Source organism: Mycobacterium sp. shizuoka-1, from assembly GCF_002723835.1.
Lineage (GTDB): Bacteria > Actinomycetota > Actinomycetes > Mycobacteriales > Mycobacteriaceae > Mycobacterium.
In genome coordinates this window covers 74,851-101,522 of the sequence record NZ_BEWG01000055.1, presented here as the reverse complement: position 1 = coordinate 101,522, position 26,672 = coordinate 74,851, and the positions used below count along the sequence as shown (strand labels likewise).

Annotated in this window: 28 protein-coding genes and 3 tRNA genes; 12 read left to right on the top strand and 19 right to left on the bottom strand. The window is 64.5% G+C overall.

Annotated features, from left to right (window positions below; genetic code table 11):
• The first annotated feature begins 156 nt into the window (after positions 1 to 156).
• Both MSZK_RS16560 and MSZK_RS16555 read left to right on the top strand, forming a co-directional pair.
• Positions 157 to 2,523, top strand: a complete 2,367-nt coding sequence (locus MSZK_RS16560; RefSeq protein ID WP_099249621.1) for a hypothetical protein — start codon at positions 157 to 159, stop codon at positions 2,521 to 2,523.
• Between the two features lie 228 nt (positions 2,524 to 2,751).
• Complete coding sequence (locus tag MSZK_RS16555) at positions 2,752 to 3,474, top strand: class I SAM-dependent methyltransferase (protein WP_158230594.1); 723 nt, start codon at positions 2,752 to 2,754, stop codon at positions 3,472 to 3,474.
• Between the two features lie 62 nt (positions 3,475 to 3,536).
• Here the strand turns inward: MSZK_RS16555 and MSZK_RS16550 are convergent, their stop codons facing one another.
• The 6 genes from MSZK_RS16550 to MSZK_RS16525 all read right to left on the bottom strand — a co-directional run bounded on the left by MSZK_RS16550 (position 3,537) and on the right by MSZK_RS16525 (position 10,127).
• Positions 3,537 to 4,349 carry a phytanoyl-CoA dioxygenase family protein gene (locus MSZK_RS16550; protein WP_099249617.1) on the bottom strand — a complete coding sequence of 271 codons (813 nt, stop codon included), beginning with the start codon at positions 4,347 to 4,349 and terminating at the stop codon, positions 3,537 to 3,539.
• 47 nt (positions 4,350 to 4,396) lie between these two features.
• Positions 4,397 to 5,362 (bottom strand): bifunctional 2-polyprenyl-6-hydroxyphenol methylase/3-demethylubiquinol 3-O-methyltransferase UbiG, encoded by a 966-nt coding sequence (locus tag MSZK_RS16545; RefSeq protein ID WP_158230593.1) that lies wholly within the window; start codon positions 5,360 to 5,362, stop codon positions 4,397 to 4,399.
• Positions 5,363 to 5,503: 141 nt separating this feature from the next.
• A complete protein-coding gene (locus tag MSZK_RS16540) occupies positions 5,504 to 6,460 on the bottom strand; it encodes an NAD(P)-dependent oxidoreductase (protein WP_099249613.1) in 957 nt (318 codons plus the stop codon).
• Positions 6,457 to 7,482, bottom strand: coding sequence for a GDP-mannose 4,6-dehydratase (locus tag MSZK_RS16535; RefSeq protein WP_099249611.1), 1,026 nt, complete (start codon positions 7,480 to 7,482; stop codon positions 6,457 to 6,459). Before MSZK_RS16535 ends, MSZK_RS16540 begins: the two co-directional genes overlap by 4 nt.
• 113 nt (positions 7,483 to 7,595) lie before the next feature.
• A complete protein-coding gene (locus tag MSZK_RS16530) occupies positions 7,596 to 8,786 on the bottom strand; it encodes a glycosyltransferase (RefSeq protein ID WP_099249609.1) in 1,191 nt (396 codons plus the stop codon).
• A 123-nt stretch (positions 8,787 to 8,909) separates the two neighbouring features.
• Positions 8,910 to 10,127, bottom strand: coding sequence for an O-antigen ligase (locus MSZK_RS16525; protein WP_099249607.1), 1,218 nt, complete (start codon positions 10,125 to 10,127; stop codon positions 8,910 to 8,912).
• A 149-nt stretch (positions 10,128 to 10,276) separates the two neighbouring features.
• Between MSZK_RS16525 and MSZK_RS16520 the strand changes: the two genes are divergently transcribed.
• The gene (locus tag MSZK_RS16520) at positions 10,277 to 11,383 is read left to right on the top strand and encodes a glycosyltransferase (RefSeq protein ID WP_099249605.1); all 1,107 of its coding nucleotides are present in this window, start codon (positions 10,277 to 10,279) and stop codon (positions 11,381 to 11,383) included.
• Positions 11,384 to 11,413: 30 nt separating this feature from the next.
• Here the strand turns inward: MSZK_RS16520 and MSZK_RS16515 are convergent, their stop codons facing one another.
• Complete coding sequence (locus MSZK_RS16515; RefSeq protein ID WP_099249741.1) at positions 11,414 to 12,742, bottom strand: UDP-glucose/GDP-mannose dehydrogenase family protein; 1,329 nt, start codon at positions 12,740 to 12,742, stop codon at positions 11,414 to 11,416.
• 2 nt (positions 12,743 to 12,744) lie between these two features.
• On the opposite strand from MSZK_RS16515, the gene MSZK_RS33045 reads away from it, so the two are divergent.
• From MSZK_RS33045 to MSZK_RS16500, 3 genes are all read left to right on the top strand, one after another.
• Entirely contained in the window at positions 12,745 to 13,641 is an 897-nt protein-coding gene (locus MSZK_RS33045) for a hypothetical protein (RefSeq protein WP_233211350.1), read from the top strand.
• A gap of 114 nt (positions 13,642 to 13,755) precedes the next feature.
• Positions 13,756 to 15,243, top strand: coding sequence for a sugar transferase (locus MSZK_RS16505; RefSeq protein WP_099249603.1), 1,488 nt, complete (start codon positions 13,756 to 13,758; stop codon positions 15,241 to 15,243).
• A 228-nt stretch (positions 15,244 to 15,471) separates the two neighbouring features.
• Positions 15,472 to 16,356, top strand: coding sequence for an endonuclease/exonuclease/phosphatase family protein (locus MSZK_RS16500; RefSeq protein ID WP_233211349.1), 885 nt, complete (start codon positions 15,472 to 15,474; stop codon positions 16,354 to 16,356).
• 49 nt (positions 16,357 to 16,405) lie between these two features.
• Here MSZK_RS16500 and rplA read toward each other — a convergent pair whose 3' ends face one another.
• The 11 genes from rplA to MSZK_RS16445 form a co-directional block, all read right to left on the bottom strand.
• The gene (rplA, locus tag MSZK_RS16495; RefSeq protein WP_099249599.1) at positions 16,406 to 17,116 is read right to left on the bottom strand and encodes a 50S ribosomal protein L1; all 711 of its coding nucleotides are present in this window, start codon (positions 17,114 to 17,116) and stop codon (positions 16,406 to 16,408) included.
• Positions 17,117 to 17,218: 102 nt separating this feature from the next.
• Positions 17,219 to 17,650, bottom strand: a complete 432-nt coding sequence (gene rplK / locus MSZK_RS16490; protein ID WP_099249597.1) for a 50S ribosomal protein L11 — start codon at positions 17,648 to 17,650, stop codon at positions 17,219 to 17,221.
• A gap of 51 nt (positions 17,651 to 17,701) precedes the next feature.
• Positions 17,702 to 18,457 carry a transcription termination/antitermination protein NusG gene (gene nusG, locus MSZK_RS16485; protein ID WP_099249595.1) on the bottom strand — a complete coding sequence of 252 codons (756 nt, stop codon included), beginning with the start codon at positions 18,455 to 18,457 and terminating at the stop codon, positions 17,702 to 17,704.
• Positions 18,458 to 18,493: 36 nt separating this feature from the next.
• Positions 18,494 to 18,925: a preprotein translocase subunit SecE gene (secE, locus tag MSZK_RS16480; protein ID WP_099249593.1), complete on the bottom strand. Its 432-nt coding sequence runs from the start codon at positions 18,923 to 18,925 to the stop codon at positions 18,494 to 18,496.
• A 101-nt stretch (positions 18,926 to 19,026) separates the two neighbouring features.
• A tRNA-Trp gene (locus MSZK_RS16475) sits at positions 19,027 to 19,099 on the bottom strand.
• A 133-nt stretch (positions 19,100 to 19,232) separates the two neighbouring features.
• A complete protein-coding gene (gene hadC, locus MSZK_RS16470) occupies positions 19,233 to 19,745 on the bottom strand; it encodes a (3R)-hydroxyacyl-ACP dehydratase subunit HadC (protein WP_099249591.1) in 513 nt (170 codons plus the stop codon).
• Between the two features lie 2 nt (positions 19,746 to 19,747).
• Positions 19,748 to 20,176, bottom strand: coding sequence for a (3R)-hydroxyacyl-ACP dehydratase subunit HadB (gene hadB, locus MSZK_RS16465; RefSeq protein ID WP_099249589.1), 429 nt, complete (start codon positions 20,174 to 20,176; stop codon positions 19,748 to 19,750).
• Positions 20,163 to 20,642, bottom strand: a complete 480-nt coding sequence (gene hadA / locus MSZK_RS16460; protein WP_099249587.1) for a (3R)-hydroxyacyl-ACP dehydratase subunit HadA — start codon at positions 20,640 to 20,642, stop codon at positions 20,163 to 20,165. Before hadA ends, hadB begins: the two co-directional genes overlap by 14 nt.
• Positions 20,643 to 20,706: 64 nt before the next feature.
• Positions 20,707 to 20,874: a 50S ribosomal protein L33 gene (gene rpmG / locus MSZK_RS16455; RefSeq protein ID WP_083118336.1), complete on the bottom strand. Its 168-nt coding sequence runs from the start codon at positions 20,872 to 20,874 to the stop codon at positions 20,707 to 20,709.
• Between the two features lie 40 nt (positions 20,875 to 20,914).
• Positions 20,915 to 20,988, bottom strand: a tRNA-Met gene (locus MSZK_RS16450).
• A gap of 37 nt (positions 20,989 to 21,025) precedes the next feature.
• Positions 21,026 to 21,098: transfer RNA gene (locus tag MSZK_RS16445), tRNA-Thr, on the bottom strand.
• A 157-nt stretch (positions 21,099 to 21,255) separates the two neighbouring features.
• On the opposite strand from MSZK_RS16445, the gene MSZK_RS16440 reads away from it, so the two are divergent.
• From MSZK_RS16440 to MSZK_RS16420, 5 genes are all read left to right on the top strand, one after another.
• Positions 21,256 to 21,972 carry an MBL fold metallo-hydrolase gene (locus MSZK_RS16440; RefSeq protein ID WP_099249585.1) on the top strand — a complete coding sequence of 239 codons (717 nt, stop codon included), beginning with the start codon at positions 21,256 to 21,258 and terminating at the stop codon, positions 21,970 to 21,972.
• Between the two features lie 68 nt (positions 21,973 to 22,040).
• A complete protein-coding gene (locus MSZK_RS16435) occupies positions 22,041 to 22,742 on the top strand; it encodes a hypothetical protein (protein ID WP_099249583.1) in 702 nt (233 codons plus the stop codon).
• Positions 22,743 to 22,805: 63 nt separating this feature from the next.
• Entirely contained in the window at positions 22,806 to 23,618 is an 813-nt protein-coding gene (locus tag MSZK_RS16430) for a hypothetical protein (RefSeq protein WP_099249581.1), read from the top strand.
• A gap of 79 nt (positions 23,619 to 23,697) precedes the next feature.
• A complete protein-coding gene (locus MSZK_RS16425; protein WP_099249579.1) occupies positions 23,698 to 24,396 on the top strand; it encodes a crotonase/enoyl-CoA hydratase family protein in 699 nt (232 codons plus the stop codon).
• Positions 24,397 to 24,399: 3 nt separating this feature from the next.
• On the top strand, positions 24,400 to 24,999 hold the full coding sequence (locus tag MSZK_RS16420) for a TetR/AcrR family transcriptional regulator (RefSeq protein WP_099249577.1): 600 nt from the start codon (positions 24,400 to 24,402) through the stop codon (positions 24,997 to 24,999).
• A gap of 17 nt (positions 25,000 to 25,016) precedes the next feature.
• Here MSZK_RS16420 and MSZK_RS16415 read toward each other — a convergent pair whose 3' ends face one another.
• Positions 25,017 to 25,805, bottom strand: a complete 789-nt coding sequence (locus tag MSZK_RS16415; RefSeq protein WP_099249575.1) for an alpha/beta hydrolase — start codon at positions 25,803 to 25,805, stop codon at positions 25,017 to 25,019.
• A 93-nt stretch (positions 25,806 to 25,898) separates the two neighbouring features.
• On the opposite strand from MSZK_RS16415, the gene MSZK_RS16410 reads away from it, so the two are divergent.
• Positions 25,899 to 26,639, top strand: coding sequence for a glucose 1-dehydrogenase (locus tag MSZK_RS16410; RefSeq protein WP_099249573.1), 741 nt, complete (start codon positions 25,899 to 25,901; stop codon positions 26,637 to 26,639).
• The last annotated feature ends 33 nt before the right edge of the window (positions 26,640 to 26,672 follow it).

Below are 26,672 nucleotides of genomic sequence, written 5' to 3'. Positions count from 1 at the left end.
GGGTGTGCGACTCTGAGCCTTGGATTACCTAATCGTCAATTCTTCGGGGGGTTGGACGTGGCGAAAAATCGGGCGCACGCTACTCAACAGAGCAGGTCTGGACGCGGACGGCGCGAGCCGTACTTCTGGCTCGGGGCGGGCGCAATCTCCCTGGGCGTGGGCGCGGCCGCGTTGGCCGGCGGCACCGCAGTGGCCCACGCCGACAACTCCGACGGCGGAACCGGCGCAGGCAAGGCCAGCAGCAGCGCCAACCACGCGACCAAGAAGCCGGCCAAGTCTGACAGCGCCAAACAGCTCACGAAGGCCGCCGGGCGTCAGTCGGTGACGGTCTCGGCCACGTCGTCACCGGAGTCCGGCACCGGCGGATTCGCCCGTCATATCCCAGCATCGAAAGCGTCGGCACCCGACGCGGTATCCACCGGCACGTCGCCCGCCGCACCGTCGATTCCGCTGCCCGCGGAGATCGCGTCCCTGGTCAATGTGGTGACCAGCGCCGCCACCACGACGGTCGGCACCAGCCGATCGACCGGCGTGGCCAGCTCGGCCCGGTCGGCTACGACAGCCCCGACGGCGGCGGCGACGCCTGCTGCAGGCACCGGTGGCACCACCACGCTGGGCTCGATCACTCTGGCCGGTATGGGAGACGTGCAGTACAACGCCGACGGCAGTCGCGCACTGTTCTCCAGTCAGGCCCAAGACCAGGCCACCGGCAACTACATCACTCGGCTCGTGCTGATCAACACAGCCACCGGCGCGCAAGTCGGCACCACCGTCAAACTCACCGGAACCTCTCTGGGGCCAGTGCAATTCAACGCCGATGGCAGCCGGGTCATCGCCAGCGCGTACACCCAGTCAGGCGGAAGCTTTTCCACGCAGAGCGTCTTGCTCAACAGCGCCACCGGGGCCCAGATGTCGTCGATCAAGCTGGCCGGCCTCGGTTATTCGGTCTTCAGCGCCGACGGCGGCCATGCCATTATCAGCACGTACAACCCGGACAGCTTGGATCCCGCCAACCCGATCTACACCAGCCGAGTGGTGATCCTCAACTCGGCCACCGGCGCGCAGGTCGGCAGCACCTTCAAGCTCTCCGGTCTGGGAATCGCACAGATCAACTCCACCGGAAGCCGCGTCATCCTGACCGCGTACCAACAGGGTGCGAGCATGACTGATATTCAAAGTCAGACGGTCGTGCTCAACACGGCCACCGGCGCTCAAATCGGCTCCACCGTGAAACTGGCCGGCTACGGGTTCTCCCAGTTCGGCCCCGATGGCACTCGCGCGGTCGTCGAAACGCTCAGCCCGGACGCGACGACCGGTGCATATCTGTCCCGCACCGTGATCATCAACGCCACCAATGGTGCGCTCGTCGGTACCACCGTGAAGGGGACGGGTTTTGGCGTCCCGCAATTCAACTCTGACGGCAGTCGAGTCATGATCAGCGCGTACTCGACCGACCCGGCAACCGGTGCGATCAGCACCCAGACGATGATGATCAGCACCAGCACCGGAAAGCAGGTCGGTGCGACGGTGAAGATCGCCGGCCAGGGCACCGCGGGGTTCAGCGCCGACGGCACCCGGGCATTCGTCAACACCACCGCTGGTGACGGGGTGAACAGGACGGTGTTGATCAACGCCGCGACCGGCGCGCTGGTCGGCACCACCGTCAAACTCACCGGCGACGGGACCGCGTCCTTCAGCGCCAACGGATCCCGTGTCCTCGTCAGCCTCGACGGAGCCGACGGCTCAGGTAATGCCACCACCACGGCTGCCTTGATCAACGCCAGCACCGGAGCCCTGATCGGTACACCGGTGAAGTTGGCCGGCCAAGGCGAGGCGCAGTTCAGCGCCGACGGAACGCGCGTCCTGTTGACCACCCAGGACTGGGCCACCAATACATACCGCGTCGTGCTCATCAATACCGCGAACAGCGCCCCAGTCAGCGCGACGCTGAAGCTGACCGGTCAGGGGTCCGCGCTGTTCGCCGCCAACAGCGCTCGCGTTCTGGTCACCAACAACTCCACGACCACCGACGCATCGGGCAATTACACCACTCAGATCATGCTTCTCAACTCGACCAACGGCGCGCAGGTCGGCGCCACGGTAAAACTCACCGGTACGACCATGGCCGCGAAGTTCAACGCCGGAAGCAGCCGCGCCGTGGTCACCGCTGTGGAGAACTACGACGCGATGGCCTATACCTGTCGGACCGTCGTGCTCAACACCTCTACCGGCGCCCTCATCGGCACGACATTCAAGCTCGCCGGCAACCTGGTGTCCGAGGATCTGAGCAGCGACGGAAGCCGCGCGTTCGTCACCACCACGGTCGCCAACTCAAATGGGAACTACACCACCCGGTTCGCGATCCTGAGCACCTCGACCGGCGCCCAGATCGGTACCACCCGGACGTCGACGGGCGGCAAGGCTGAGTGGACAGCGTTCAACCAGGCGAGCAACAAGGTTTTCCTTGGCACGTACTGGTTCGGAAACACCACGACGACCGCGACACTACTGCAGATCACCTAACCGATCCGCGGCTGCAGCCGACTCGCACCGCCATATCCCGGTCGGCGCGTTGCTATGCTCTGCGCAGCCAGGTCGCGTCGGCGTATCATCAGTCGACTCGGTTCTGCTCACCCGGGGTGGGGGTATGGGGATTCAGCGTTGCTTGAGGTGGTTCGCAGGTTCCGCGCTGCCTGCCAATAGTGCAGGCGCCGTACGCATTCCACCGACATCCAGAGAGGACGCACCACGGTGTTGAAAGAAGTCGGCAGAAAAGTCATTCCCTTGTCGATCGCCCGTCCCCTTCAAGGAATCGTCAACCTGTCCAAACCCGAAAGACACGAGTGCAACCTCTGCGGGCACTCGGGCAGGTTCCTCCCCTTCGGCAGCCCACCCCGTCGCGGCGCCGCGTGCGCAAAGTGCGATTCCAAGGAACGCCACCGGCTTGTCGCGCTGTGGGTCAACGACAACGCCTCGGTCGTCGACGGCGCGCGAATTCTGCACTTCGCACCGGAGCGCTTCCTCGAGAGCGTGTTCAGAAGTCGCGCGGGCGAATACCGCTCGGCGGATCTTTTCCCTGGCGCGGCCGAGATAGTGCTGAACATCGAGAGCATCGACCTCCCCGACGAGTCGGTGGATCTGGTGGTGTGCGCACACGTGCTCGAACACGTCGACGATGGAAAAGCGCTTCGTGAGATCCACCGCATCCTGGCCCCGGGCGGGCGGGCCCTTCTGCTGTTCCCGATCGTGGAAGGCTGGGACCACACCTACGAGAACCCGGCGCACACCAGCACCGCCGACCGGATCAGGTATTTCGGGCAGGCTGATCACGTCCGGATGTTCGGCCGCGATGTCCGGGACCGAATCGCCGAAGCCGGCTTCACGCTGACCGAATTCACCGCCGAGGAACCGAACGTCGCACGCTACGGTTTGCTGCGCGGGGAGAAGATTTTCATCGCGACCAAGGACGCCTGAGGCCGCAGTCTCACGGACCGCACGGCCGGACAACGCTTCACGTTGCCGGCAAGCGCACCGGACTAGCCGGCCGAAATCGGTACGTGGCGGCCCAGAACAGGGCTGAAATGATCAAACAGCTTGGCGTTGAAGGCCTTACGCGGGAAGTAATAGTTGGTGAGCGCGAACCGCTCACCGCCGAGGAGTGGCATACCGCGGTGGATGCCAGTGGTGTCTGCAAGTACCACCGTGCCCATCGTCGCAGTCATCACCCGATGCCGCTCAGGCTGCGCGGCGATCAACCGCTGGGCAGCAGCATCCTCGATCCGCACGGTGTCGAGCGGAATGCCGAATCTCTTGTGGTCGGCGAACTTCTGCTGAAGCAGATGTGAGCGCGTGATGTACTCGAAGGGGCCGCTTTGTTCGGTGACGTCAGTCAGATAGATGATCGCCTTGAACTGATTGAAGAAGCTGTCCCGATGCCAACCCTCCCCCGAGCCCAAGTTGCCCTCGGTGTAGCTGATCACACCCGCAAGGGTGAACGCGTTGGCGGCGTCTTCGCCGAGTACGGTCCGGGCCGCGTTGAGTAGCCGAGGCTCGTCGGCAAACGCCCGGATACCCTCGGCCACCTGCTCGATGCCGAAAACTCGGCGGTCGGCTCCGTTGGACCTGTTGTGCACCGCGGCGGGAAACCGTTCCGCCACATCGAGAATCTCCTGACGGAGGTACTCGCAGGTCGCCGGATCATAGAAACCGGGGATCGCGCAGACACCTTCGTCGCGTACCGTCTGCATCCAGCCTTTGACGTCGTCAAATTCCGGTGCCGCCATCGGTGCGGTCGCACGGAACGCACCCAATCCTCGCTTCGCCATTCGTGCGAGGTCGACAACGATCATCTGTGCCTCCCGATGTCTCCGAGCTTCGCCAGCTTACGAAGCGATCGTCAGACGCGCCCTAGTTTGCGCTTCAATTTCGACGCGCGCTCGCCGCCGAGCACTTTTCGCCCGACATCTTTCAATGTGCCGCTGACCATGCGGCGCGCATCGGACCGACGTCGCATGGCCTCGGCATGCGAAAGCGCCTGCACCGCGCGGTCATACCCACCCTGATCTGCTGGAACCACCGTCGGGTCGGGGGTGAAGACCGAGCGGATGAACTCGTCGCCCTTCACCTGCCGATAGCCATATCCGGCCAGAACAGCGGTGAGGCTGCCGAGATCGAAATTCCACAGGTGGGCATTCTGGAAATAGCGCAGTGGATCGCCGAACGAGCCCGGGATGGCTCGGAGGCCGGGCAGTTCGATGTACACCAACCCACCCGGGGCGAGCATCGGCTTCAAGTCATCCATCAGCTTTCGCGGGTCGGCGATGTGCTCGAAGACGTGACACAAGATGACGAGATCGAACGGCGCCAGATCGGCGAGGCTGGTGTGGTCTCCGTGGCGCAAATCGAGACCGCGGGAGCGGCCGGCGTCGAGAAAGGTGGACCCGAGATCGCAGCCGGCAACACGGTGTCCGGACTCCCGAAACGACAGCAGAGTGAACCCTGCACCACAGCCGATGTCGACAACCCGGCTTCCGGCCGGGAGCACACCGGTGAGGAAGTGGTTGATGTTCTCCCCGCGGATGCGCTGGAGTTCGAGAAACTTGTCCTGGGCTTGCACCGAGCCGGTGTAGAGCGGGCGGTACTCGTGGTCGTAGAACGCCGACAGACTGTCATCTGCGAGGCGTGGCGAGGTTCGGACCACACCGCACTCGAGACAGAGCACACTCGGCGACGGCAGCCCGTAACGATCGCGCTCAGCGACCAGCTGACCCCCCCGAGCGCCGCAGAGGCACGCCACCTCGACCGTTGCATAGGTACCGTCGGCGTACTTACCCAGCACGGCATCCCGGGTGGCGATCTGCAACGAGTTCAGTGGCACGGCGGGGTTCTCGCGGGTTCCCCTGGATCGCGCGAGTAGCTGGTCAAGCATGTCCGGCATCGCAACTCCCCCTAGTCGCAGTCGGCAATTGAGCAGAAGCAATACTATATCGGCAGTCGGGTCGGCTCATCGGTCGATGGAACGAGCCTGGTCAGACCCGTCGACCGACGTGACGAAGTCGTGGATCGACTTTTGAAGATCCACCGTGGCCGTCCAACCCGTCTCTTCGGAGAGCCGCTCGGCGTTGCCGACGATTACCGACGGGTCGATGCTGCGCTGGGTTGTCCCAGTCGTAGGTGGCACCGGCTTTCCGAGGGCCGCGCACACTGCGGCGAGAATCTCCCATCCCGAGCGAGACGTGCCGCTGCACACGTTGTAGGTGCTGTGTTGCGGTGCGGGCAGTTCCAGCAACATGCGGTAGGCGACCGCGATATCGCGAACGTCGGTGTAGTCGCGGGCGGAGTCCAGATTGCCGACCGGCAGCGCGCTGCCCGGTTGCCATTCGGCGAGCCGGGCTGCCAGGTCCGGAACGATGAAGCCGGGCCGCTGGCCCGGGCCGATGTGATTGAACGGCCGGACCATGACCGCGTCGATTCCGCGACGGCGGTAGTACTCCGTCTGCAGTTCCACCAACAGCTTGGAGACCACGTAGGGCGACGTCGCCACCACCGGGGACTCTTCGGTGAAGCTGTGCCCGTCCAGTTCACCGCCGTAAACCGCGCCTGAACTGACGATGAGTGCGCGACCGTTCCACTGCTCGGCAAGGGCCCACTCGAACAGGTGAGTGACCATCGCGCTGTTCGTCGCGAGGTAATCCTGCGGATGATCGAATGACGGACCGACCGCGGCGAGGCCAGCCAGATGGATGATCCCGCCGACGGGCCCGGTGACCGGCCAGCCTGCCGTCAGGTCCGCGGCGCAGTAGTCGTCGAGAATGTCGGCTATGGTCGGCGGCGGCTCCGGGCGCTCCGAGATGCCCACCACCCGGTAGCCATCGGCGCAGAGCCGCGACACCAACGTCTGCCCGACGAATCCTGTTGCTCCACTTACCGCTATTCGATCGCCAGGTCGCGCGAAGGTCATCGCTCGGTCTGCGACGCGAGCACGGTGCTGCGCGCCCGCTGATCCGCGATGTCGTGCTGGACCATCAGGCGTACCAGGTCGGTGAAGCCGACCTCGCGCCCCCAACCCAGCACGGTTTCCGCCTTGGTCGGGTTGCCCAGCAGGATGTCGACCTCCGCGGGTCTGATGAGCGCCTGGCTCCGGTTGACGTACGGTGTCCAGTCGTCGATACCGATTTCGGCGAATGCCTGGGTGAGGAATTCTTCGATGGAATGGGTTTCGCCGGTGGCGAGGACAAAATCGTCGGGCTCGTGGTGTTGCAACATCTGCCACATGCCCCGCACGTAGTCGCCGGCGTACCCCCAGTCACGCTTGGGCCACAGATCGCCGAGATTCACCGTGTCCTGCAGGCCGAGATGAATACGAGCCACCGCATGGGTGATCTTCCGCGTCACGAATTCCACGCCACGACGCTCCCCCTCGTGGTTGAACAAGATTCCACACGCGGCGAAGATGCCGTAGCTCTCCCGGTAGTTCTTGGCTATCCAGTGACCGTAAAGTTTCGCGACGCCGTAGGGGCTTCGGGGATGAAAAAGCGATCGCTCGTCATATCCGAGCCCCGGGCGGTTGTAATCAAGTCCGCCGTACATTTCTGAGGTCGAGGCCTGGTAAAACCGAGTTTTGTCGGCACGGCCGGTCATCCGAATGGCTTCCAGGCAATTGAGCACGCCACCGGCGGTGGTGTCCAATGTCAACGTCGGGTTCTTGAACGAGTACCCGACATGACTGATGGCCGCCAGGTTGTAAAACTCGTCGGGATCGGACTCTTCAACCGCGCGGATGATCGACGACGGGTCGAGCAGATCCGCTTCGATCAGTTTGACGAAGGGAAACTCCTCAAGGAGTTTCTCCTTCTTGAGGTTGCTCTGGCCACGGATGATCCCGTAGACCTCGTAGCCCTTCTCGTGCAGGAGGGGTGCCAGATGGCCACCGTCTTGCCCGGTGATCCCCGTGATCAGGGCGGTCTTTGTGTGCTCGGTCAATGGGCCCCCGTCGCTCGCTCGCCGTAGCGTCCCGCGGTCGTATCGTAACTCGGCCCAACCGTGGCGCGCCCCGCTCGGGCCGAGAAGGACGCCGTGGGATCGCTACCAGCGCGTCAGCGGAGACGGACAGATTCGAAGAACTCGCGGTAAATCTCGCGAACTGCCTCATCGGTGGGCACTGGCCGTTCCCGAGCGAGGTTCGCCGACAACGCCCTTCGGAGCTCGGCGTCGTCACGCAACGTCTCGAGAGCCGAGCCGAGTGCCGCCCGGCTGCCCGTCTCGAACAGCAGGCCGGTATGACCCTGCTTGACCCATTCCGTCGGGCCCCCGGCATTCGCCGCGATCACCGGTCGGCACGCAGCGAGGTATTGCAACACATTCTGGCCGAGCGGTTCGCTGTGCAAAGACGCGTGCACGCAGATGTCCCAGGAATCCAGCAATGGCCAGATGTCGCTGACGTGTCCCAAAAACCGCACCTGCTGCTCGATGCCGAGGTCCCGCACGACGGTGCGGAGGTGCTCCAGATATGCGTCCTGCCCGAAGGCCGGCGAGCCCGCCAGTTCAAGCGTGACCGTAGACCCCGCGAACGCGTCCGCGAACGCACCAATCAGGAGTTCCTGCCCCTTCCACTCGGTGATCCGGGCCAGCATGCCCACCACCCGGACGTCGTCGCGCACTCCTCCGACCGGCCGCTCGTCGGAAAGGCCTACCGGAGAAGGGATCACCATGGCTGGAGTTCCTGGCCGCAGATGTGGCTGTGCGGAGCGCAACGTGTAGTTCGAATTCGCAATGACGCCCGCGGCACGGCCCAGGATCAGGCTGAGCAGCTTGGTGTTCCGTGAGCCCAAGGCTTCGACGTCGACCGCGTCACGCAGATGGACCACAAGTCGTCGCCGCGAACCGACGGTCGCAAGCCAGCCGATGATCGCCGCGCGGCTCGTGTTCGCGTGTACGACCTCAGCGCGCCGGAACGACCGGTTCAGCCTGATTACCAAGGCCTGATAGAAGGCCCGGGCGAACAGTGCCAATTGGCCGGTGAGGCCGCCCCCGATTGCGCCGGCCGGTTGCCACACACCTAGCCGCGACACGTACTTCTGTGGAACGACGGCGAATGTGTCACTTTCAGAGCTCGTCGGCGGAATCATCAGCAGGGGCATCCACCCAGGATCCTTCTCGACGAGCCGGGCGAGCGCGAGCTCGGCACCTCCAGCCTCAGCGGTGTGGTCAACATGGGCAACGGTAATCATGTCCCTCATTCTCGAGCGAAGTGACAGGACGCCTCGGCCGAGGACCTGTGGCGGCATCCAGGGCGTCGATGACCGGACGACTCACCCGCTCGACGCCCCACACGTCGGGAGAATGGCGCTCAGCCGCATCGAGCGCGGGAAAACCACTGCCGCACAAGGCATCCGTCCCGGACCCCGTGTCTAAGCGGTGCCCGACAGCGAACGCATGGCTGCGGTGGGTGCCGGTGTCGAAGCGTCGCCCGGAGGCGCATCGGCGCGTGCCGTCGTCCTTGCACCGAACCCGGCGGCCGCCCCGACAGCGAGCAGAATCGCCAACGACGCCACCGACGGAATTGCCAACTGCGACAACGCAAGATTGATCATGATGCCAAACGCCAGCAGCGGCAGCATGGGACTGGCCGCGACAGCCAGCCGTCCCACGGCGGCGAGGATCATCACCACCAGGGCACCGACCGCGGGCAGTCCCGCCGTCAGCGCAAGATCGAGGAAGCCGTTGTGGGCCGAGTTCTTGGTGTAGGAACCCCAGAACCCGAAGCCATAACCCCAATACGGCGCCTCGGCGATCCCGTCCATCGCATAGTTCCAGATGTAGGTTCGGTTGCTGACGGTATCGGTGCGCCCCAGCGCTTCCGAAATCTTCGGCAGGATCTCCGGGTCGCTGACCGCTTTGATCACCAGCAAGACGGCGATGATTCCGACGCCGATGACTGCCTGGCGCCGGTTACGCAAACTGACGCGACGCAGAATCGCAACGCAACCCAGTACCGCGAACGCGGCCAACACCGCACCATCTGCGGTTGCGGAGTCCGACAACACCAGGATCAACACGGCACCGGCCGCGCCAGGCACCTGCCACCACCAGAATCCACAATAGAAGAACGCCAACACGATGCTGAGCAGGGCGGCCGCGGCGCACATTCCGGACATGCTGTTCCACGAGAAATAACCGGCATAGCCGCCCGCGCTGCCCGCATGCGCAAATACCGGCGCCAGAATCGGAGTGACCAGGCCGATGATCGAGGGCACCAGCGCGAATGTCGTCGCCAGCGCGAACGTGTGAATGGTGTCCTTGGTGGTGCCCTGTCTGGTGGTCGTGTACACGACCATCAGAATCAGCACCACGACCTGGGGCAGCGACGCCATTGGCCGTGGCGAGAGAAGTGCGGCTCCGACCAACCAGAACGCGAGGAAAAGCACCAGCGGACTGAGCCAGGTTGCGCTCAATGCCTGGGCAAGCTGTCGAACCACCAAACCGATCAGTACAACGGTCGCGAGGATCAGGGTGCTGCGCGTCTGGTCTCCTGGGAGGAACGCGGAAAATCCCTGCGACGCGACGACAACGAGCACAAACAGACCCCAGTCGACGTCGGGCCGGGCGGTCGTTCGCGGCTCCCCCATGCCCCCACTCCTTCACATCCCAGCTGGCACACACTTTCCAGCCGGTAATGAGCATACGCAGCAACACGCACGCCGCGCAGCGAGCCGGCCAGCGCGGTCGTGCGCTCCACAGCACGAGCCATCTGATTCGGTCGTGAGATCATCGCTGCATGTCCAAGGACGACCGCATCGCCATCGCGCACGACTACCTCACCCAGCGCGGGGGTGCCGAAAAGGTGGTCCTGGCTCTAGCACGCGCCTTTCCCGAGGCTCCGATCTACACCACCCTGTACGAACCGGGCTCGACCTACCCAGAATTTCAAGCGCACGACATTCGCCCCAGCTGGCTCAATCGAGTTGCACTGCTGCGCAAATTCCATCGGCTGGCCCTGCCGCTACTGGCTGCGGTGGTCGGCAGCACGAAGATCAACGCCACGCATACCATCGCGAGCAGCAGCGGATGGGCCCACGGATTCCGCACGTCGGGCACGAAAATCGTATACTGCTATTCGCCGGCCCGCTGGCTCTACCAACCCGACGCGTACCTCGGTTCGGATCGGATGACGGCCAAACGACTTGCCTTAAAGGTCTTTTCGCCGCTGCTCAAACGATGGGACAAGCGGCAGGCGGCGACGGCCACGAAATACTTCGCGATATCCACGGCTGTTCAGCAGCGAATTCGGGAAACGTACAAGATCGAGGCCGAGGTCCTGCCGGCTCCGCATTCGATCGACCCGACTCTGCCCCAAGAGCCCGTCGACATCGCAGCTCTGCCGGCAGCGGCGGACGGGTTCTATCTGTGTATCTCCCGACTGCTTCCCTACAAGAACGTCGACGTCGTGATCGATGCATTTAACGAGTTGGGTTTGCCCCTGGTCGTTGTCGGCGCGGGACCAGAAGAGCGCCGGCTCCGGCAGAAGGCCGGACCATCGATTCTGATGGTCAAAAACCTCACCGACGCCCAGATGAGGTGGCTGTACGCGCACTGCGTCGCGGTACTGGCCGCCAGCTTCGAGGATTTCGGATTGACGCCGATCGAGGCGGCAACTTTTGGAAAGCCGTCAATCGTCTTGCGCTGGGGCGGCTTTCTCGACACGATACGAGAAGGTGAGACGGGGCTCTATTTCGACCAGCCTGTCCCTGAACTCGTCCGCGAAGCGGTCGAAAAGAGCCGCACCAAGGTGTGGAATCCCGACGTCATCCGCGCCCAGGCGGCGACGTTTTCCGAGGAGCGTTTTCTTGCACGCCTGATGGAAGTGCTCTCCAGCGAATCCTGAGGTCGGCCTGACCGTCGAAATTCGCTGTCTCTAGCGCCTGCCGACTCCGCGATAGATCCACCCGGCGTTGCGCCATTTCGCCGGATCCAAGCAATTTCTGCCGTCGATGATCCGCCGCTGCCGGACAATGGTGTCCAGGTAGCCGGGGTCCAACTGACGGAACTCATCCCATTCCGTGAGCACCAACGTCAGGTCTGCACCTTCACACGCGGCACGAAGGTCACTGGCGTAATCCAGGGTCGGAAACTGCCGTCGGGAATTCTCCATGGCTTGCGGGTCGTATACCGATACCGACGCCCCTTGCAGTTGAATCTGACCCGCGATGTTCAATGCCGGAGAATCGCGAATGTCGTCAGAGTCCGGCTTGAATGCCGCGCCCAGCACAGCCACCCGTACACCGATCAATGAGCCGCCCGCGACCTCACGGGCCATTTCCATCATCCTGACGCGACGCCGCATGTTGATGCTGTCGACCTCGCGCAGGAAAGTCAGCGCGTGGTTGGCGCCCAGCTCGCCTGCACGAGCCATGAACGCACGGATGTCCTTCGGCAGGCAGCCTCCGCCGAAGCCGATTCCGGCATTCAGGAAACGCCGCCCGATTCTGGTGTCATAACCGATGGCGTCAGCGAGTTCCGAAACGTCGGCTCCGGCGGCTTCACATACTTCGGCCATTGCGTTGATGAACGAGATCTTGGTTGCCAGAAAGGCATTCGCTGCCGTCTTGACAAGCTCAGCGGTCTCGCGATCGGTGACCAGGAACGGCACCCCCTCACCGATGATCTTGCCGTACACCTCCCGGGCCAACTTCTCAGCTTGTCCTGTGCGGCCCTGGTCGACGCCAAGCACGATCCGGTCTGGATGCAGGGTGTCCTGCACGGCGAAGCCCTCGCGGAGGAACTCGGGGTTCCACGCCACTTCGATCACATCACCGACTGGCGCGAGCGCGTGCGCCATCTCGCTCAATCGCGCGGCAGTACCGACCGGGACGGTGGACTTTCCGTAGATGACTGCGGGCCGTCGAAGAAGCGGCGCCAAGGTCGCGACCACCGAATCGACGTAGGTGAGATCGGCACCGAACTCCCCCCGCTTCTGCGGGGTCGCCACGGCGATGAAGTGAACATCGGCGAACTCCGCCGCCTCCTCGTACGACGTCGTGAACCGCACCCGGCCGGCATCCACGTTGGCCTTGAGCACCTCGTTGAGGCCTGGTTCGAAGAACGGGGCCTCACCGGCGGCCAATCGCGCGAGTTTTGCCTCGTCAACATCGACACCGACGACTTCGTGACCGAGTTCGGCCATGCACGCGGCGTGGGTAGCACCCAGGTAACCGGTTCCGAAAACGGCGATGCGGCAACCCATCATTGTCCCCTACCCTGTACGGCGCCATCTCGGCGCCAACGACGCTCCGCCCTCACGGGACCACAACCTATGGCCCCCAACGGGACCAACATTCACCAATAGCAGCCCACCCGCAACCCTTCAGGCGGACATCGACGACAGCAGAGCCCGGCATCGCCTGTCCGGCCGCCGACGACCTGCAGCTTTGTCTCCCACCGCGGATACCAGGCGTTCTCCTCGCCACAAACAGCCCCGCATCTCGCCCACCGCTCACTCTTCTGCTTCAGCGGCTAACCTGTGACACCGACACCACCGCGAACCAAGGCGTATGCGTCGGATCTCCGGCATACCGGGGATCCGACGCCGAACCGAGGAGTTCAGCTCTGCACGTCCTATTTGTCTGTACCGGAAACATCTGCAGGTCGCCGATCGCCGAGCGACTTGCCCAGGCCTACGCCGAGTCGCGTGAATGGGACGGATTTCGGGCGTCCAGCGCAGGAACGCGGGCGGTCCGCAATCATCCGATTCACTCCGACGCTGCCCGTGTCCTCGAAGAGCTGGGCGGTGACGCGTCCGACTTCGCCGCACGACAGATCACGCCCAAGATCGCCTCGGACGCCGACCTGGTGCTGACGATGACCACGCGACATCGCGACGCGGTCCTGGAGCTGGCTCCGCGCCAGCTGCGCAGGACCTTCACCCTGACCGAGGCTTCCCTCTTGATCGCGAACTGCGAGCCGCAGAATCTGGCAGACCTGGCCGCGGTCCGTTCCCAGCTACCGGCGCGAAATGTGGCGGATATCGCCGACCCCATTGGGCAAGACGCCGCGTTCTTCGCCGAGGTCGGCGCCCTGATCGCCGAACAACTGCCGACGGTCATCGAGTTCTGCCATCGCAGTTCGGCGCCGGGCGTCAATTAGCTCTCCGCCAGCAAGTCGATCGGCTCCGGCCGTTAAGGCGCGACGTCGCCACCAATATGACATGATTCTCACAGAGTCGCGCAGTCCTGCGGGGGAGCCGGTTTTGGGGGGAAGATGACTGCAATTAACGAACGATTGGTGGCTGCTGCGGACGTAGGTCCAGCTACGGAGGCTATTCCTTCCTGGCAGCTCGGATACGCTCGGCGCCTGGTGGTCGCCGACTTGATCGCCGTCGTCGCCGCGATCAGTCTGGCACAGTGGCTGCGTTTCGGGGCGTTGCCACCCACGGAAGCGCCTTTCAAGAACTCAAATTATTTCGTCGTCTCGACGATAATCGCGGTCAGCTGGACGTTGGCCTTGTCGATCAACCGCTCTCGTTCGCCCCGCGTCATCGGTTCGGGTGCCGAAGAGTATCGGCGGGTGTGGCTGGCCACGTTGTCGGTGTTCGGCACCGTGGCCATCCTGTCGATGCTGTTCAAACTGGAGATTGCCCGCGGTTACCTGATGATCGCGCTTCCCGCCGGCATCACGCTGCTCATCCTGTTCCGGTGGTTGGGTCGGCAGATGGTGGTCAGGGCTCGCAGGAAGTATGGGCGCTGCATCACCCGTGTCCTCGTTGTAGGCAGCGAACGGGCGGTATGTGACCTCACTCGGTCCCTCGCTCGGGACAGCTCGGAGTACGAAGTGGTCGGTGCATGCATTCCGGGCCCTCGCAGCAGGACTGAAATCACTGTTCCCGGCATTGGATCGATTGCGTCGTTCGGGGACGAGTCAAACGTCGTCGGTGCGGTCACCGCCACCAAGAGCCATGCGGTGGCCGTGACGGCGACCGAGCGCCTCGACGGACGCGGATTCCGGGACCTGTCCTGGGAGCTGGAGAAGCTCAACATCGACCTGCTGGTTTCGCCCGGCGTGGTCGATGTTGCCGGACCTCGGCTACAGATGCGTCCCGTCGCCGGCTTACCGCTGATCCATGTGGAAAAGCCGCAATACCACGGCGCAAAGCGCTTCCAGAAGCGACTTTTCGATATCGCGTTCTCGAGCGCCGTGCTGGTGTTCGGGCTGCCGATTCTGGCCGCCATCGCGATCGCCATCAAGCTGACCAGCAAGGGTCCTGTCTTCTACCGCCAAGAGCGGATCGGAATGAACGGTCAGCCATTCGAAATGGTCAAATTCCGCACCATGGTCGACGGCGCCGACACGATGCTGGGGCAATTGTCCGCTCTGAACGAGAGTGAAGGCGGAGTGCTGTTCAAGATCCGGTGCGATCCGCGGATCACTCCGGTCGGCCGGTTCCTTCGCAAGTACAGCCTCGATGAACTCCCCCAGTTCATCAACGTCTTCAAGCAGGATATGAGTGTCGTCGGCCCGCGTCCGCCGCTGGCGAACGAGGTCAAGTCCTACGACGATCACGCCAAGCGGCGGCTGCTGGTGCGCCCCGGCATCACTGGTCTCTGGCAGGTGAGTGGACGGTCAGATCTGTCGTGGGAAGACTCGGTCAGACTCGACCTCTTCTACGTCGAAAACTGGTCGATGATGTCCGACTTGCTGATTGCGCTGAAGACAGTCCGCGCTGTCTTCGGTCATCACGGAGCATACTGACGGCATCGCGGCCGTTGGACCAGGCACCACCAGCTTCCAGCCCCTATAAGCCCAACCAGCATGCGCTGATCTGGACTGATAGCGTGCGGTCAGATGCGGACGCACAAGGAGGACACACGTCTCTTGTCGGCCAGACGGGTCCTGCAAGGGCTGTCGTTAGCCGCTGTCCCAGCCTTCGTTGTCGTCGCCATGGTCGCGCGGGCGAAGCCGATCACGAATGTGCCGTCGATGATCTTGGCGGTCGGCTCACCTTACGTCCTGCTGGTGGCGATCGTCGGAGCTCTGGTGGCCGTCCTGTACCACCAACGCATCGTCGCCGTACTCACCGTGGCGACGCTGGCGATGTCGCTGACTATCCAGGTCACGTGGTACTACCTCGGCGTTCCCGGGACGTCGACACAACGCATCCAGATTCGCGTCCTGTCGTCGAACCTGCGCAAGGGACAGGCCGACGCCGCGGTGTTGGTCCAACTGGCCAAGGGCAACGCCGATGTGATCACCGTGGCGGAGCTGACCCCGGAGGCGGTTCAACACCTCAAGCGAGCGGGCATCACCAAGGCTTTTGGCTATTCGCATCTGCTTCCGGCTGAGGGTTCGGCCGGAATCGGGATCTGGAGTCGCTACCCTCTGACCGCGTTGACAGTGCCCCGACACCGTGCGGTGAAAATGCCGGCGGCCCGAGTGGATGTCCCCGGTGTACGTTTCGACCCGCTGCTCGCCAGCGTCCACGTGTACTCACCAGTCGCGGGCGAGCGGAACACCGTCAGCAACTGGCGTATCGGAATGACGGGTGCCAAAGCCCAGCTTCGCACGTTCGAACGGATCGCCGGGCCGGCGGCGGTGATCGTCGGTGGTGACTACAACAGCACTCCTGACATGCGCCAGTTCCGCGATCTGCTCACTGGCGGCTACGCCGACGCGGTCAATCAGTCCGGGGCCGGCTTCGCCCCGACGTATCCGGCCGACACATGGTTTCCGCCGTTGCTCACAGTCGACCACGTGCTGACACGGAATTCCGTCGCCACGTCCGTCCAGACCGTCACGATTCCCGGTTCCGACCATCGCGCTCTGCTGGCCACCATCGAAGTACCTGTCGACCCGACCGCGTCCTGAAACGACAAGTGGCCACCTGCCCAGGGCAGGTGGCCACTTGTTCGAGCGTCTAAGCCTCTTCGGTGAAGTTCCGGATGACGGCCGGGTCGACCGGGATGCCCGGGCCGGTGGTCGTCGAGACCGTGATCTTCTTCAGGTAGCGGCCCTTGGACGACGACGGCTTGGCACGCAGAACCTCGTCCAGCGCGGCGCCGTAGTTCTCGGCGAGCTTCTTCTCGTCGAAGGACGCCTTGCCGATCACGAAGTGCAGGTTGGCCTGCTTGTCGACGCGGAAGTTGATCTTGCCGCCCTTGATGTCGGTGACGGCCTTGGCGACGTCGGGGGTGACGGTGCCGGTCTTGGGGTTCGGCATCAGACCGCGCGGGCCCAGCACGCGGGCGATGCGTCCCACCTTGGCCATCTGGTCGGGCGTGGCGATCGCGGCGTCGAAGTCGAGCATGCCGCCCTGGATCGCCTCGATCAGGTCGTCACTGCCGACGATGTCGGCACCGGCTTCCTTGGCCTGCTCGGCCTTCTCCCCCACCGCGAACACCGCGACGCGCGCGGTCTTACCGGTGCCGTTGGGCAGGTTGACCGTGCCGCGGACCATCTGGTCGGCCTTGCGCGGGTCGACGCCGAGCCGGATCGCCACCTCGACGGTCGCGTCCTGCTTCTTCGACGAGGTCTCCTTGGCGAGCTTGGCGGCTTCGAGGGGGCTGTAGAGCTTGGTGCGGTCCACCTTCTCGGCGGCTTCGCGATATGCCTTGCTGGTCTTGCTCATTGGTATCTCCTGAATTCAGAGGTCGTGGTGCTGTGTTGATCGCTCTTCGCGCAAGCGCTCATCACGAGCCGAAGCGGGCTCTCCCACGTGTTCCTGCAGTTCTTATTCGACAGTGATGCCCATCGACCGGGCGGTGCCTGCGATGATCTTGGCGGCCTGGTCGATGTCGTTGGCGTTGAGATCTTCCTTCTTGGTCTCGGCGATCTCGCGCACCTGATCCCAGGTCACTTTGGCGACCTTGGTCTTGTGCGGCTCGGCCGAACCCTTCTGGATACCGGCGGCCTTGAGCAGCAGCCGGGCCGCGGGCGGGGTCTTCAGTGCGAAGGTGAAGCTGCGGTCCTCGTAGACACTGATCTCCACGGGGATGACGTTGCCGCGCTGGTTTTCCGTCGCGGCGTTGTACGCCTTGCAGAACTCCATGATGTTGACGCCGTGCTGGCCGAGCGCAGGGCCGACCGGCGGGGCGGGGTTGGCCTGCCCGGCCTGGATCTGCAGCTTGATCAGCCCGACGACCTTTTTCTTCTTCGGGGCCATGGGTGTTCGACTTCCTTACTGTGCTTTCCAGAGGGCGCAAGCGCCCGATTACTAGATCTTGGCGACCTGGTTGAAGGTCAGTTCGACGGGTGTCTCGCGGCCGAAGATGGACACCAGCACCTTGAGCTTCTGCTGCTCGGCGTTGACCTCGCTGATCGACGCCGGAAGTGTGGCGAACGGGCCGTCCATGACGGTGACCGACTCGCCCACCTCGAAGTCCACCAGGATCTCCGGGCGCTCCAGCGTGGCCTCGGACGAGGCGGCCGACGCAGCCGTCGATGCCGCCTTGCCGGGCTTCTTCGCCGCGCCCTGCGGCAGCAGGAACTTCACCACGTCGTTCAGCGACAGCGCGGTGGGCCGCGAGGTCGCGCCGACGAATCCGGTGACACCGGGGGTGTTGCGCACCGCGGCCCAGGAGTCGTCGGTGAGATCCATCCGGACCAGGATGTAGCCCGGCAGGACCTTGCGATTGACCTGCTTGCGCTGGCCGTTCTTGATCTCGGTGACCTCTTCCGTGGGCACTTCCACCTGGAAGATGTAGTCGCCGACGTCGAGGTTCTGCACGCGGGTCTCGAGGTTGGCCTTCACCTTGTTCTCGTAGCCGGCGTACGAGTGGATGACGTACCAGTCGCCCGGCTTGCTGCGCAGCTCAGCCTTGAGCGCGGCGGCCGGATCGAGTTCCTCCTCGGCGGCCTCGCCGGCGGCCTGCGGCGCCTCAGCGTCAGGCGCCGCCTCGAGCTCAGGTGCGGCCTCGTCGATGACGTCGACGGCCTCACCCGTGGGCGTATCGCCTTCGGGGGTTGTCACGGTAGTCAGTCCTCTCTAAAAACATCCATGCTCGGGCTAGCCGAACACCCACAGCACCAGCTTCGCCAGGCCCAGGTCGACCCCGCCGATCAGGGCCACCATGAAGGCCAGGAACAGCAGCACCACGGTGGTGTAGCTGACCATCTGCTTGCGGTTGGGCCAGATCACCTTGCGCAGTTCGGCGACGACCTGCTTGAGGTAGTTCCAGACGAAGAGGATCGGGTTGCGCGAAGGACCGGTTTTGGCCTTCTTGGTCTTCTTCTTCGTCTTCTTGCCGGACTTGTCCTCGACGCCGAGTTCTTCGGCGCTCGATTCGACTTCCTCCGGCTCGGCCAGCGCAGTGGCCCCGGCGCGCCTGGACCGCTTGCCGGTGGGACGCGCGGGTCGGGTCACGACGACGGTCTGCCCGCCGGTGGTGTCCTCGGTGCTGTCGCTTGCGGCGTCAGCACTGTCGCGCTCGTCGCTCACCGCATGCTCCTTTGTGTCGAGTCCGTCAGGGCTGAGTACCCCAGCCCGGTGTGCACCCTCCAGTGTCCACCATGTTCCAGTCCAGTCTTATTCAGTTATTGCAGGGGCGACAGGACTTGAACCTGCAACCTGCGGTTTTGGAGACCGCTGCTCTGCCAGTTGAGCTACGCCCCTCTGCAAAGGTTTGCCCCACATAGGTCGCGCGCTCCCCGTTCGGTCAACCCGAACCGACGGACAGCGCGCTTATCTGGGAAAACCCCGAGGTCCGAGTGTACAACGGCACATCGGACGAGTGTTAATCCCGCTGTCAGTCGTGGGCCACCGGCTTGCGCAGCACCTGTCCGGTCTCCGGATCCCAGCCGGCCGAGATCGAGTTGTCGCCCTCGTGACCCATCAGCGTGGTGAAGGACTCCATGACCACCTCGCCGTGCTGGTCGATCAGCACATTGCGGGTGGTGACGATGTCCGCACCGAACCGCTCGTCGACGGACTCGATGTACATCGTTCCCTTGACCGCGTCGCCTTCGACGATGGGTCGGTAGAACTTGAACTTCTGGTCCACCTGCACGATCTGCATGGTCTCGAAACCGACGTCGACATGCTGGAAGAAGTGCCGCTGGATCATCACGGCCAGGATCGACATGAAGGTCGGCGGTGCCACCAGACCGGAGTGGCCGAGTTCGGCCGCGGCCTTCTCGTCGATCGAGGCCGGATCGTGGGCCTTCACCGAATTGGCGTACTGGCGGATCTGCTCGCGTCCTACGACGAAGGTGTCGGGGTACTCCCAGACCATTCCCCGGATGTCAGTCTTGAGTGCCATGGTTACGCCAACTTCGCAATCGCCACGGCGCGACCGAAAATCTTCTTTCCCCCCGTTGTGGCCGTCAGCGCGATGGTCACGGACTTGGTCTCGGGGTCGGCGGACTTCACCTTGCCGGAGAAGACGATCTCGGCGCCGACGCCGTCGTTGGGCACCGGGACGATCGCGGTGAAGCGCACGTTGTACTCGGTCACCGCACCCGGATCACCGATCCAGGAGGTGACGTAGCCGCCGCCGAGGCCCATGGTGAGCATCCCGTGGGCGATCGCGGTGTCCAGGCCGACCTGCTTGGCGATCTCGTCGTCCCAGTGGATCGGGTTGAGGTCGCCGGACACACCGGCATAGTTGACCAAGTCGGCGCGGGTCAGGGTGATGACCTTTTCAGGCAGCTCCTCACCCACATTGACCGAGCTGAACTCACGCAGTGCCATCGTTGAAGCCACTCTCTCCGTCTTCCTCACTCCGCCCGGCAAGCGTCGTGTAGGTCTCCTGTACTACCTCGTCGTCCTGGTTGCTGACGACATTTCTGGTGACGATGATGTCGGTGCCGTGCGCCTGCCGGATGTCATGCACGTAGACGTCACAGAAGAGCGTGTCCCCGGCCGTGATCGGCTTGCGGAACTTCAAGACCTGGTCGACCTGCACGATCTGCTTGTCGGTGAGGCCGATGTTGGCGTCGGCGAAGAAGGCGGTCTGAGCCGTGTAGCCGAAGATGCTGATGAAGGTCAGCGGCGCCAGCACGCCGTCGTAGCCGAGTTCGGCGGCCGCCGAATCGGAGAAGAACGCCGGATGGTCGTTCTTGACGGCGTTGGCGTGCTCGCGGATCTTCTCGCGCTCCACCACATAGGACTCGGGATGGCGGTAGTGCGTTCCGATCAAAGCTTCGGACAATGCCACGGAACAGAAACCTACCTAGTCAACCTCGGCACTTCTACCGGGCCGTCGACAGACGGCCGACAAATCAGCGCGACTCTTTGTGCGGCTGGTGATGCCCGCAGTTCGGGCAGAACTTCTTCAGCTCCAGCCGGTCGGGGTCGTTGCGGCGGTTCTTCTTGGTGATGTAGTTGCGGTGCTTGCACACCTCGCAGGCCAAAGTGATCTTCGGCCGTACGTCAGTACTGGAGGCCACGTCCGTTGCCTTCTTTCACGTTCTCGTTTGCGTCTACTAGTAGCGGTGGGGAGGCTCGATCTCCCGACCTCACGATTATGAGTCGTGCGCTCTAACCAGCTGAGCTACACCGCCCCGATAGGCGCGGGCGGAGCCCCGCTCGCGTCCACCGAGCCCCCTAACGGAATCGAACCGTTGACCTTTTCCTTACCATGGAAACGCTCTGCCGACTGAGCTAAGGGGGCCTGACCCCCGACGCAACCTGCGGCGCGGCGTGGGCCTTAAAGAGGGTACAGCGTGGCGCGGGACTGAGCCAAACCGCTCGTCGCGGGCGCGAAATGACCCGCGAACGAGAGCGAGCACGGCTGGTCGAGCCACTACCGGGCGATCTACTGTGTGGCCATGGCCTCGACCGACCGTCTGTACTTCCGCCAGCTGCTGTCCGGCCGGGATTTCGCCGCCGGCGACATGATGGCCCAGCAGATGCGCAACTTCGCGTACCTGATCGGTGACCGCGAGACCGGCGACGCCGTTGTCGTCGATCCGGCCTATGCGGCCGGCGACCTGGTCGACGCCCTCGAGGCCGACGGCATGCATCTGTCCGGCGTGCTGGTCACCCACCACCACCCCGACCACGTCGGCGGATCGATGATGGGCTTCACGCTGGCGGGCCTGGCCGAACTGCTGGAGCGGGCCGAGGTGCCCGTCCACGTCAACACCCACGAAGCGCTCTGGGTGTCCCGGGTGACCGGTATCCCGATGAGCGGGCTGACCGCGCACGAGCACGGCGACAAGGTGGCCGTCGGCGCCATCGACATCGAGCTGCTGCACACCCCCGGCCACACGCCGGGCAGCCAGTGCTTCCTGCTGGACGGCCGCCTGGTCGCCGGGGACACGCTCTTCCTCGACGGCTGCGGACGCACCGACTTCCCCGGCGGCGATGTCGACGAGATGTTCCGCAGCCTCCAGCAATTGGCGGCGCTGTCCGGTGATCCGGCGGTGTTTCCCGGACACTGGTATTCCATCGAGCCCAGCGCCGCGCTGTCGGAGGTCAAGCGCTCCAACTACGTGTACAAGGCGTCCAACCTGGACCAGTGGCGCACGCTGATGGGTGGCTGAGCGCCTCGACGCGGTAACCTGACCGCAGGGGCACCGCCCCCAATTTGATTGACAGCCGGGAAGATTCGATGGCAGACACGCTCTACGCCGATGTCTCCGAATGGCAGGTCGGCGTCAACGACACCTACCCGTATCCGGTGCTGTGCATCCGGGCCTGTGACGGCACCTACCGAGACCGCCGATGGGTGAACAACTACGCCTGGTGCCTGCGCAATGTCGATGCCGGGCGGTTGACGTTCTTCATCGCCTACTTCGTCTGGCGGCCCAATTGGCGCGACACCGTGAACACTTTCATCTCCCAGGTGCGCGCGCCACATCCGCGGATGGCGGTGATGATCGACGTCGAGTCGTGGGGCGGGCAGATCTCCGGCGACCAGTCCGCCGGGATCAACGCCGCCTACGACGCGGTCGGGGCGTACGTCGGCTCGGCGGCCAAGGTGATCGGCTACGGCAACGTCGGGGATCTGAACCGCCTGTGGCCCACCAAGCCGGCGGGTCTGCGCCTGGTCGTCGCCGCCTACGGCTCGAACCCGCCGTATCCGGGCAAGGTCGCTCACCAGTACACCGATGGGCAGGGGTACGGCGGTGGATTACCTGAGGGCGCACCGCCGTTCGGGCGCTGCGACATGAATTCCGCCGATGGGCTCACCGCTCAGCAGTTCGCCCAGGCGTGCGGGATCGGGGCGGTGTTGCCGGTTACCCTCGCCGCGCGACGCCGGCGGGCGCTGGCCGCGGCCAGCCCGCTGGCCGCGCAGCGCCGGTTGTCCTGAGCCGCAATAAGTTTCACCTGCGTCAATACTGCGGTCGACAGTTTGCCGTGATATAAGCGATGGGTGGAAAACGCGAGAGAGAGTCTCGCGGATCTGTGGGGAGATGTAACCGGGGTCGGGGCCGGAACGTGGCTGGCGGTAGCCGCCTGGGCAGCACTGCTGCTGGGGCTGGTGGCGCTGCTCTACACGCATCGGCAGATCCGCCGGCACCAGCACGTCAATGCCAAGCAGGTGCGGCCACACGTCGCGATGGTGATGGAGCCGCACGCGGCGGACTGGCACGTCGTCGAGCTGGTCGTCCGCAACTACGGCAGCACGGCCGCCTACGACGTGGGGTTCACCTTCGACAAACCGCCGACGGTTGCTCGCTACGAGCACGCCGAGGACGGGTTCACCGACATCGTGGAATTGACGCTGCCGCAGGGCATTCCAGAGCTCGCACCCACCCAGGAATGGCGCACAGTGTGGGATTCCGCGCTGGATCGTAACCAGTTCGGCCCGTCGATCGACTCACGATTCGAAGGGGTGGTCTCCTATTACGACCGTCCCGCACCACAGGGGTGGCGGGCCAGAACCTTCGGCCGCAAGCGCGCGGTGTATCGCACCAAGGTGGTGTTGGACTGGGAGTCGCTGCAGCCGGTGCGCCGTGTGGAGATGATGACCGGACACGACCTGGCCAAGCGCGAGCGCGAGAAGCTCGAACTGTTGCGCACCACCCTCGACTACTTCCACTACGCCACCAAGGAGGCCCGAGTCGACGTATTGCGGGCCGAGATCGACCGGATGAAGCGCGCCGCGGACGAGACCCAGAGCCGGTGGCGGCGCGAGCGATTCGAGCATCCCACCGAGGTCGTTCGGCTGCCCCGGCACGGCTGAGCCGAGATTGCCTCTTGGCAATTGGAACCTCGTTACGTAACGTCGATACGAAATTCGACGCTGCGACGAAGGAGCCTCCATGAGCGGATCGGTCAGTTATCGCAAGAACGACGCGATCGCCGTGCTCACGATGGACGACGGCAAGGTCAACGTGCTGAGCCCGGCCATGCTCGGCGAGATCAACGACAATCTGGACCGCGCGCTCGCCGAGGACGCCGGCGCGGTGGTGATCGCCGGAAACGAGCGGGTGTTCAGCGGCGGCTTCGACCTGAAGGTGTTCCGCTCCGGCGACATCCAGGCTTCCATCGAGATGCTGCAAGCCGGATTCAACCTGTCCCACCGGCTGCTGTCGTTCCCCAAGCCCGTCGTCGCGGCAGTCACCGGCCACGCCATCGCCATGGGGTCATTCCTGGCATGCAGCACCGATCATCGGATTACCGGCCCCACGTACAACTTTCAGGCCAACGAAGTCGCAATCGGGATGGTGCTGCCCTACCCCGCGCTGGAGATCCTGCGGCTTCGGCTCACCCCGTCGGCCTACCAGCAGGCCGTCGGGCTGGCCAAGATCTTCCTCGGCGAGACGGCCCTGGCCGGCGGCTGGGTCGACGAGATCGTGCTGAACGACCTGGTGCTCTCGCGCGCCGAGGAAGCCGCCCGCGAGTTCACCACGCTGAGCGCCGGCGCACACGTGGCCAGCAAGCTGCGCGCCCGCCAGGCCACGCTGGACGCCATGCGCGCGGGCATCGACAACATCGGCTCCGAGTTCGGGCTCTCCTAGTCCGTGCCCAGGATCAAGCAGCGCACTCCCGAGCTGCGCGATCGCGTGATCGACGTCGCGGTGAGGACGCTGTGTGAAGACGGCATGTCCGGCTTCACCACTCGGCGGGTGGCCGAACGAGCAGGCACCTCGGTGCCGGCGGTCTACGAGCTGTTCTCCGACAAGGCCGGTCTGCTACGGGCGGTGTTCTTCGAGGGTTTCCGCCGGCTGGGAACCGAATTGACCGCAATCGGGGAGACCGACGACGCGCTGGCCGACGTGCGGGCGGCGATACCGGTGTTTCGCCGGTTCTGCCTGGACTATCCGCCGCTGGCGCGGGTGATGTTCAGCAGGCCGTTCCAGGATCTCGATCCTGATCCCGAGCAGCTGGCAGCCGCGCCGACGGTGCGCGAGATCCTCGTCGGCAAGGTCCAACGCTGTGCCGACGCCGGGCTGCTCGCCGGTGATCCGGTCGACATCGCCCACGTATTGCTGGCGCTGGCACAGGGTTTGGCGGTCCAGGAGGCCGGCCGCTGGCTGGGCACGACGGCGGAGTCGGTCGACCGCCGGTGGGAGGTCGGAGTGCAGGCAATGCTGGCGGGGTTGCGGCCGGCGGCCGGCTGACCGCGGTCACGTCCGGCTCAGCCCAGCGTGGCCCGCAGCCACCGGTCGATGTGATCGGCCACCTCGTACCAGCCGCGCTCGAGCATCATGTTGTGCCCCATGGCAGGAAACATCACCGGCTCGGTGCGGTACGCCCGGGCTGTGGCGGCCACCTCACGCGGGGTGAAGAACCCGTCGAGTTCGGCACCGAGCACCAGCACCTCGGTGGTGACCTGTTTGGGCCGGGCGAGGTGGCGGTAGAGCAGATCGCGGTAGAGGACCCGGGCACTTTCTGGACCGAGCCGCGACACGCAGGCGGTGACGATGTCGTCGGGTGTGGCGGAATGGTAAAAGGTCGCGCGCGAAACACCCGGTGCAGCAAAGAAATCCAGCGGCCTACTGAGCGACCGGGTGCGCATCGACTGACGCCAGTGCCGCCGGGCCACCCGCACTGTCGCGGGAGCGATACCGGTCGGGGGCGCCGACGCGACCAGGACGGCGGCCGGCGCGTCGTGCACCGCAAGGTACTTCTGCACCACGAAGCCACCCATCGAGTGTCCGATGACCACCGGCCGCACCGGCAGGCCGTCGGCCACGGTATTCACGTCCGCGACGTAGTCGAAGACGCTGCATTCGTTGATCGGTGCCGGCGACGTGCTTCCGCCGTGGCCACGCAGGTTCAGGGCCAGCGCGTGATAGCCGCGCTCGGCGAAGTAGTCCAGAAAGTGGTCGTCCCAGCACCATGCCGCGTGGAAGGCGCCGTGCACGAACAACAGCGGCGTGGCGTGGGTGGCAGTGGCCCCACCCTTGTCGATCACCTCCAACACAGCCGCTCACCTTAGCCCCGGCAGGGCTGTTTGGCGGGCGAACGCGGAGGTAGCCTGCACCCGAGCCGTGCGCTCTGGAGTACCGTGCCGCGCATGGGACGTGTCGAGGGCAAGGTCGCCCTGATCAGCGGTGCCGCGCGTGGCATGGGGGCGGCGCACGCCCGGCTCCTGGTCAGTGAGGGCGCCAAGGTGGTGCTCGGCGACGTGCTGGACGAGGAGGGGGCGGCGGTGGCCGCCGAACTCGGCGAGGCCGCCCGCTACGTCCACCTCGACGTCGCCGATCCCGACGACTGGTCGGCCGCCGTCGCACTCACCGTGCGCGAATTCGGCAGCCTGACCGTCCTGGTCAACAACGCCGGCATCGTGTACCGCCGCACGCTCAAGAACCTCGAACCCGAGCGCTGGCAACGGGTGATCGACGTCAACCTGACCGGCACCATGCTCGGGATCAAGTCGGTGATCGAACCGATGACTGCGGCCGGCGGCGGCTCCATCATCAACATGTCGTCCATCCAGGCGATGCGCGGAACCCCGGGAAACCACGGTTACGTGGCCTCCAAGTGGGCGATCCGCGGACTGACGAAGTCGGCAGCACTCGAATTGGCCGGCAACAACATTCGGGTCAACTCGCTGCACCCGGGGATGATCCGGACCCCGATGACCGCACACATGCCCGAGGATCTGGTGGCGGCCCCGATGGGACGCCTCGGCGAGCCGCACGAGGTGTCGACGTTCGTGCTGTTTCTGGCCAGCGACGAGTCGTCGTACGCGACCGGATCGGAATTCGTCATGGACGGCGGCTTGATCACCGACGTTCCGCACCGGATGCCCTGATCACCAGCGCCCGGACACACATCGGCGGGGACC

Excerpts from the sequence above, each read along its gene's own strand:
- hadB (WP_099249589.1), bottom strand. The coding sequence starts at position 20,176 with ATGGCACTGCGTGAGTTCAGCTCGGTCAATGTGGGTGAGGAGCTGCCT.
- MSZK_RS16520 (WP_099249605.1), top strand. The coding sequence starts at position 10,277 with ATGTCCAAGGACGACCGCATCGCCATCGCGCACGACTACCTCACCCAG.
- hadC (WP_099249591.1), bottom strand. The coding sequence starts at position 19,745 with ATGGCACTCAAGACTGACATCCGGGGAATGGTCTGGGAGTACCCCGAC.
- MSZK_RS16550 (WP_099249617.1), bottom strand. The coding sequence starts at position 4,349 with ATGATCGTTGTCGACCTCGCACGAATGGCGAAGCGAGGATTGGGTGCG.
- MSZK_RS16435 (WP_099249583.1), top strand. The coding sequence starts at position 22,041 with ATGGCAGACACGCTCTACGCCGATGTCTCCGAATGGCAGGTCGGCGTC.
- rplA (WP_099249599.1), bottom strand. The coding sequence starts at position 17,116 with ATGAGCAAGACCAGCAAGGCATATCGCGAAGCCGCCGAGAAGGTGGAC.
- MSZK_RS16425 (WP_099249579.1), top strand. The coding sequence starts at position 23,698 with ATGAGCGGATCGGTCAGTTATCGCAAGAACGACGCGATCGCCGTGCTC.
- MSZK_RS16530 (WP_099249609.1), bottom strand. The coding sequence starts at position 8,786 with ATGCCGCCACAGGTCCTCGGCCGAGGCGTCCTGTCACTTCGCTCGAGA.
- MSZK_RS16505 (WP_099249603.1), top strand. The coding sequence starts at position 13,756 with ATGACTGCAATTAACGAACGATTGGTGGCTGCTGCGGACGTAGGTCCA.
- MSZK_RS16515 (WP_099249741.1), bottom strand. The coding sequence starts at position 12,742 with ATGGGTTGCCGCATCGCCGTTTTCGGAACCGGTTACCTGGGTGCTACC.
- MSZK_RS16440 (WP_099249585.1), top strand. The coding sequence starts at position 21,256 with ATGGCCTCGACCGACCGTCTGTACTTCCGCCAGCTGCTGTCCGGCCGG.
- MSZK_RS16410 (WP_099249573.1), top strand. The coding sequence starts at position 25,899 with ATGGGACGTGTCGAGGGCAAGGTCGCCCTGATCAGCGGTGCCGCGCGT.
- MSZK_RS16540 (WP_099249613.1), bottom strand. The coding sequence starts at position 6,460 with ATGACCTTCGCGCGACCTGGCGATCGAATAGCGGTAAGTGGAGCAACA.
- rplK (WP_099249597.1), bottom strand. The coding sequence starts at position 17,650 with ATGGCCCCGAAGAAGAAAAAGGTCGTCGGGCTGATCAAGCTGCAGATC.
- MSZK_RS16525 (WP_099249607.1), bottom strand. The coding sequence starts at position 10,127 with ATGGGGGAGCCGCGAACGACCGCCCGGCCCGACGTCGACTGGGGTCTG.
- MSZK_RS16500 (WP_233211349.1), top strand. The coding sequence starts at position 15,472 with ATGATCTTGGCGGTCGGCTCACCTTACGTCCTGCTGGTGGCGATCGTC.